This window comes from Verrucosispora sp. SN26_14.1, from assembly GCF_004307965.1.
GTDB lineage: Bacteria > Actinomycetota > Actinomycetes > Mycobacteriales > Micromonosporaceae > Micromonospora.
Genome location: NZ_SISL01000026.1, coordinates 24852 through 30891, shown reverse-complemented (window position 1 = coordinate 30891; position 6040 = coordinate 24852). Strand labels below are relative to the sequence as shown.

6 protein-coding genes and 1 pseudogene are annotated in these 6040 nt (G+C 70.3%); 2 read left to right on the top strand and 5 right to left on the bottom strand.

Annotation, left to right across the window (positions count from 1 at the left end; genetic code table 11):
- From EYA84_RS05050 to EYA84_RS34050, 4 genes and pseudogenes are all read right to left on the bottom strand, one after another.
- Positions 1–1233: alpha/beta fold hydrolase (locus EYA84_RS05050; RefSeq protein WP_201272294.1), on the bottom strand; the 1233-nt coding region annotated here is incomplete at its 3' end.
- Positions 1234–1319: 86 nt separating this feature from the next.
- A complete protein-coding gene (locus tag EYA84_RS33355) occupies positions 1320–2342 on the bottom strand; it encodes a 3-oxoacyl-ACP synthase III (protein WP_131051834.1) in 1023 nt (340 codons plus the stop codon).
- Positions 2343–2602: 260 nt separating this feature from the next.
- Positions 2603–2815, bottom strand: a complete 213-nt coding sequence (locus EYA84_RS33350; protein ID WP_236145599.1) for a hypothetical protein — start codon at positions 2813–2815, stop codon at positions 2603–2605.
- Positions 2816–3137: 322 nt separating this feature from the next.
- Positions 3138–3485 (bottom strand): annotated as a pseudogene (locus EYA84_RS34050) (SDR family NAD(P)-dependent oxidoreductase); the annotation flags it as partial.
- A 194-nt stretch (positions 3486–3679) separates the two neighbouring features.
- Here EYA84_RS34050 and EYA84_RS05035 point away from each other — a divergent pair.
- Positions 3680–4300, top strand: coding sequence for a TetR/AcrR family transcriptional regulator (locus tag EYA84_RS05035; protein ID WP_236145598.1), 621 nt, complete (start codon positions 3680–3682; stop codon positions 4298–4300).
- A gap of 92 nt (positions 4301–4392) precedes the next feature.
- Here EYA84_RS05035 and EYA84_RS05030 read toward each other — a convergent pair whose 3' ends face one another.
- Entirely contained in the window at positions 4393–5304 is a 912-nt protein-coding gene (locus EYA84_RS05030; protein WP_131051832.1) for an alpha/beta fold hydrolase, read from the bottom strand.
- Here EYA84_RS05030 and EYA84_RS05025 point away from each other — a divergent pair.
- The gene (locus tag EYA84_RS05025) at positions 5264–5998 is read left to right on the top strand and encodes a TetR/AcrR family transcriptional regulator (RefSeq protein ID WP_236145596.1); all 735 of its coding nucleotides are present in this window, start codon (positions 5264–5266) and stop codon (positions 5996–5998) included. The genes EYA84_RS05030 and EYA84_RS05025 overlap by 41 nt on opposite strands.
- The last annotated feature ends 42 nt before the right edge of the window (positions 5999–6040 follow it).

Below are 6040 nucleotides of genomic sequence, written 5' to 3'. Positions count from 1 at the left end.
GGCGAGGGCGAGCCCGGGGCCGACGGCGACGAGGTGCGCGGGGTCGGCGCTGCGCAGCGCCCGGCTCATGCCGCCCAGTCCCAGCCCGGGATCGGCTACCACGATCACCGCACCGATGCGAAGGCACGCGTAGACGGCGGCGGTCAGATCGGCGCCGGGCGGTACGAGCAGTGCCACCCGATCGCCGCGACGCACGCCGGAGGCCGACAACCCGGCCCCGATCTCCCGAATGCGTCGCCACAACAACGACCAGCTGATCTGCCGACCGTTCTTCGCCAGCTCCACCAGAGCGACCGACCGGTCCTCGGCACGCTCCGCCAACGCCGCCCACAGTGGACGCCACGGCACCGCCGGTTCCGGCGACGCGTTCGGCTCGGCGGGCCGGTGGTCCAGGTCGACCAGCCACTGGGCGACCGCACCGGCGACGTCAGCGTCCTCGGCGAGCAGGTGACCCGCTCCTTCGAACCGGTGCAACTGGGCATGCGGCAGCCGGCTTCGCAGGTCACGCAGGTGCACCTCGCCGAAGACCGGGTCGCGTGGCCCCCACAGCAGCAGCGCCGGTATCCCCGCCAGCGTGTCCAGACGCTGCGCGACCTCTTGCAGCGCCTGCCAGCTCGGATGTTCAGGCCCGAGCGGGATGTCCGCGACGAAGCCGCCGATCGCCGCACGTCGCTCCACACCGCGGTACGGAGCGAGATAGCCCGCTCGGACAGGCTCCGGCAGCCACGGGTTCGCCAATGCGAGGGTGGCCTGCAGGAACGTCTGCGTCCGCACGGTCACCGCCGGCAACACGCCGGGCAGCCGGGCCAGGCGAATCAGGGCGGGCGCCGGCGACCCACTCGGCTGGTGCACCGCGGTGTTGGTCAGCACGACACCACGTAGCTGATCCCGGTGACGCAGCGCCCAACCCAACGAGATGGACCCACCCCAGTCGTGCCCGACGGTGACGACCGGCCCGGTGATACCGAGCGCGTCGGTGACCGTGGTGAGGTCGTCGATCCGCTGCGCCAGCCCGCGTACGGTGCCAGTCCGCTCCGAGAACCCCATGTCCAGGTGGTCCACGGCGACCACCCGCCAGCGCGGAGCGTCAGCCCGTCGGAACCGGGCCAGCAGGTGCCGCCACAGGTACGACCAGGTGGGATTGCCGTGCACGCACAGCAGCGTTCCCACGGGTTGGATCGCGCTGTCCGAGTCGGCAGCGGCGGTGTCCAGGACATGCCAGGTGCGCTGCACGCCCTGACTGTCCGTTGCCGTGACCCACCGGGACCAGGCACTGTCCAGACCGGGCAAACCGAGCGGCGGCCCTTCCTGCCGGTTGCTCACCACACGATCTCCAGGGCGCACGTGTTCAGGCCCGAGCCGACCCCCATGCACAGCACCCGGTCACCGGAGTGGAGTGATCCCGCGTGGTGGGCCAAGGTCATCGGTAGCGATGCCGGGCCGACGTTGCCCCACAGCGGGAACGTCGCCGGGACCCGCCGAGGGTCGAGGCCGAGCCGCCTGACGACGCCACGCGTGTGGGCCGCCGAGACCTGATGCATGACGTAGAGGTCCATGTCCTGCCAACCCCACGACCGCGCATCCGCCCAGGTTGCCTCCGCGAGCTCCACACCCGCGTCGAGGAGACCCTTCGCATCGGTACGCATCCGCGTGTTGTCCCCGACGCACAGCTCGTGATGCTGGGTGGCCGCCCTGCTCACACCGCCGATCAGCCGATGCTCCTGGTGATGGCTGCCGGCGGCGCCCAACACCATCGCGGCCGCGCCGGAGCCGAGGGTCAACGTGGCGAACTGCTCCCGGACGTCGTCGCGGGTGGAGTCGGATCGACGTAACCGCTCGATGGTCACCTGCTGGGCCTCGCGGGAGCTTTCGCCCGCCACGATCAGCGCGTACCGGATCTGCCCGGCGTCGATCATGTTGGCCGCGACCTGGATCCCGTTGACGAATCCGAGGCAGGCGTTGGCGATGTCGAAGTTCAAGGCCGACGGCGGCAGGTCCAGAGCGTGGTGGATCGCGACCGCGGTCGAGGGCTCCAGATGCGCGCGGGACACCGACGTGTTGATCAACAGGCCGACGTCACGCGCGTCGACACCGGCTTCCGACAGTGCCTTGGCGCCGGCCGTCGCCGCCGCCTCGGCGAATCCGAAGCCCTCCGGCCACCACCGTCGTTCCTGAACTCCGGCGATCCGCTGAAGCATCCCTGGGCGCAGTCTCAGCCGCCGGAAGGTCTCGCTCAGCTGCTCGTCGAACTGATCAGAGGTGACGATGACCGGCGCCTCCAAAGCCGTAACCGACAGTATCGCCGTGTTCGCGTAGCGATACTCAGCGTTGCCATGCGTCATCCAGCCTCCGCCCGTCGCCCACCCTGAGGGCTCGAAGCTATCCACTCGGCCCCCCGCGCACCAACGGTCAGTCGGCATCGCGGCGAACGTCACTCGCCCGCGCACGCCCGTCGACAGGCCGCGGCCCGCCAGTTCACCTGCGGGCGGCGACGTCGACCCGCAGGTGCACATGCTGCACCCGGCCATTATGTCGGGCGGGCTTGTCTCGCCCACGGCTCTGTCTCGCATTCGGCGGTGACGAGGGGGCCGGTTGGCCTGCTCTACAAGGTGACCGGCAGCCCGACCAGTTCGGCGCTGTCTCGCCACAGGCGATCCCGTACGTCGTCGCGGCGGGCCAGCTCGGATGGGGAGGTCCAGGTGAGCTGCCCTCGCACGAGCCGTGCGTAGTAGGCGCCGACGGGCGGCACCGTGCGGCCCGAGGCGATGTCGGCCAGCGCGCCGCCGGCCGCCGCGACGGTGTTGAATCGGGGCATCAGTGCCCGCAACGGGGTGCCGAAGCGCCAGATGAGGCGGACCGGGGGCGGGGTGTTGCGCAGGAGGCCCGTACCCGGCGTCGGGCCCGGGTCGAACGCGACGATCCGCAGCCGTGACGCCTCCGGCTGGGCGGCGAGGCCCCGGACGGTGAGGATGTTGCAGAGCTTGGACGAGGCGTAGGCCCGGCCGCCCGCCGCGCGGGCCTACGCCTCGTTGTGGATCCCGTTCCGGGTTGGCCAGCAGCCGGGCGTCGGCGTGGTGGGGCGGGGTACTGCTCAGCATGGTCCTGACAGTCGGGTCGTGCGTGCCGCTGGTGGTCAGCGCGACAACGGCACCAGATGCGAGCTGGGGCAGCAGTAGCCGTAGCAGGAGGTAGTGGGCGAGGTGGTTGACGGCGAAGGTCGTCTCGAAGCCGTCTACCGTGCGCTCGTCGCCGGAGGTCAGGCTGACACCCGCGTTGAGCACGAGCGCGTCGACTTCCGTCGACCCGAGCCGGTCCCGCACCGCGGCGGCGAAGGAGCGGACGCTGTCGAGCCGGGCCAGGTCCAGCGGGTACGTCTCGACGTCCGCCGGCCCGGCGCCCCGCGCGCCGAGCAACAGCCTGGTGCCGGTGGACTTCGTCAGCTGGCCCAGGGCGTACGCACCGAGGCCGGACGTGCCTCCGGTCATCAGAATGATCTTCATGGTGCTGCTCCAGTCGGGTGGTCGGACGGGCAGGGAGCTTGCGAGACGAGGCAAATAAAGTGAGCCCTGACTCCGTTTCGGATATTATGAGTCGCCACTCACCTTGTCAACGGAGTCGTCCGTCGCCGGCAGTATCCTGAGGTCGAACAGCAAGGCGGATGCGGGAAGGAGCGACCGTCGTGAGCCCAGCTGCCCCTGCGGCCAGCGGCAGAGACACGCAGGGCGGCCGGCCGTTACGCGCCGACGCGCGGCGCAATCGGACCCGAATCCTCGACGCCGCCGACGCGGTCTTCGCCGTGAAGGGACCGACCGCGTCGACCGAGGAGATCGCCCAGCGGGCCGAGGTGGCGATCGGCACGGTCTTCCGGCACTTTCCGACCAAGGAGGCTCTGGTCGAGGCGGTGTTCGTCGGCCGCCTGGATGCGCTCGCCGAGCAGGCCCGGTCGTTGGCCGGGGCGGACGACCCCGGTGCGGCGTTCTTCGCGTTCCTCACCGAGGCGGTGCGCCAGTCGACCATCAAACACACGTTCGCGGACGCCCTGGCGGACGCAGGCGTGGACCTGCACGCCGACGGGGGCGCCGTGGCCGAGGCCACCCGAGACCTTCAGCAGTCGATCGGTGAACTGCTCGGTCGCGCCCAGCAGGCAGCCAGAGTCCGCGTCGACATCGACGTGCGAACGCTCATCGCGCTGATAGCCGGTGCCGCCCACGCGATCGGGTACGTCAGCCAGGATTCCGCAGTAGAGAGCCGCGTACTGGCGGTGACTTTCGACGGCCTCCGCCCACCGCTGTCGCCCTGAGAGGCGGCGGCAGGGCGTCGGCACTGCACGCCACCGGGCGGTGTTGTGGCGGATCATCGAGGCCGCGAGCGGTCGTTCACATGAGGGCGCACCTACTTGGTGTCGATGGTGAACGTGCCGGAACTGTCAGCGGCCTGCTTCTCCCATGCCTGCCAGGACGTCGAGTCCAGACCGAGGACGTCGAGCAGGTAGGCGGAGACCGCGTCCGCGACGAGTGCGACACGGGCGGGGTCTTCGTCGGTGGTCTCCTTGACGGCCTCTCCGGCGACCCCGCCCAGGGTGTGCTCGCCGTCGGAGATACTGAGCAGCCGCTTCGGTGCCGGGCTGAGGTGGTAGGCGTCGGTGAACCAGTCGGGGCCGCGGGTGGACATGGCGGACTGGTCCTTGCCCCCGGCGACCACAAGGGCCGGGGTCGTCATCGTGGCGTAGCCGGGGCGCATGAACGGTAGGTGCGCCACGGCGAACGGGGTCAGGCTGTCGCCGGTGCCGGTCGCGGCGATGAGCGCGCCGGCCTTGACCGCAGGGTGGGAGTAGTCCTCACCCGGCGTGCCGGCGGCGTCCAGGACGCGGGCACCTAGCAGCGCTCCGGCGGTCTGTGCGCCCCAGGAGTGCCCGACGATCGCGATGCGCGTGTGGTCCGCTCGGGCGGGCAGGCCGCCAACCTGGTCGAAGATGTCGCCGAGGTGGTTCAGGATGGCGTGCAGGTCCGCGATTCGCACGCGCCAGATGCCGGCGAAGCGGGGGTCGTCGAAGCCGATGCGGTTGCGGCGGGAGTCCAGGTGGGTGGGCTGCACGACGATGAACCCGGCGGCCGACCACCGTTCGATGAGTGGCTCGTACCCGTCCATCGACCAGGCATTGCCGTGGGAGAAGACGATGACGGGCAACGTGTCGCCCTCGATGGGCGCGGTGACCTTGACCTGAAGCGGGATGCTGCGGCCGGTGGTGGGCACGGTGAGTGGCTTGACCGAGACGATCTGGCGGTTAAGCGGCATAGCAGACATGAGTGCCTCCAATGCGGGTCGTGGGTTTGCTAGGTTTGACGGAACGTCGTTCCGCAAAGTTAGCGGAACATTGTTCCGCCAACAAGGGGGTGCGGTGTCCGACACAATCGGTGTGCGCCAGGCAGGTGCACGTCGCAGCCGCGAGGCGGTGCTGACGGCGGCGGCCGCAGCGTTCGTCGAGCAGGGTGTGCAGGCCCCCGTCCGCGACATCGCCGGTCGCGCAGGTGTGGGAGTGGGAACGGTGTACCGGCACTTTCCGACGAGGGCGGATCTGGTGAGTGCCGTCTATCGCCACCAGGTCGACGACTGCACCGCCCTGGCCGCGCACCTGCGGCAGCAGCCGATCCCGGCCGTGGACGCTCTGGATCGGTGGATCACGGCCTTCGTCGACTTTCTGGTGACCAAGCATGGTCTCAGCGTTGCCCTGGGCTCGAACGACCCGAGCCTGGCCAAGCTCCACGCCCTGGTGCTCGACGAGCTTGTGCCCGCGTGCGAGACGCTGCTGGCGGCGAGCCAGGAGGCCGGGGAGATCGACCGGCACATCACCGCGTACACGCTGCTGCGAGGCATCGGCAACCTGTGCATCCTCGGGCCGGACTACGACAGGGGTGACGCCAAGCAGATGGTCGCCCGCCTCCTGGCCGGCTGCCGCAGATCCGACGCACCCGCGCCACCGGCACCCTCTTCGACCTGATGCGGTGAGCCGGAACGCGACGATCGGTTCGCGGGCGGCGAT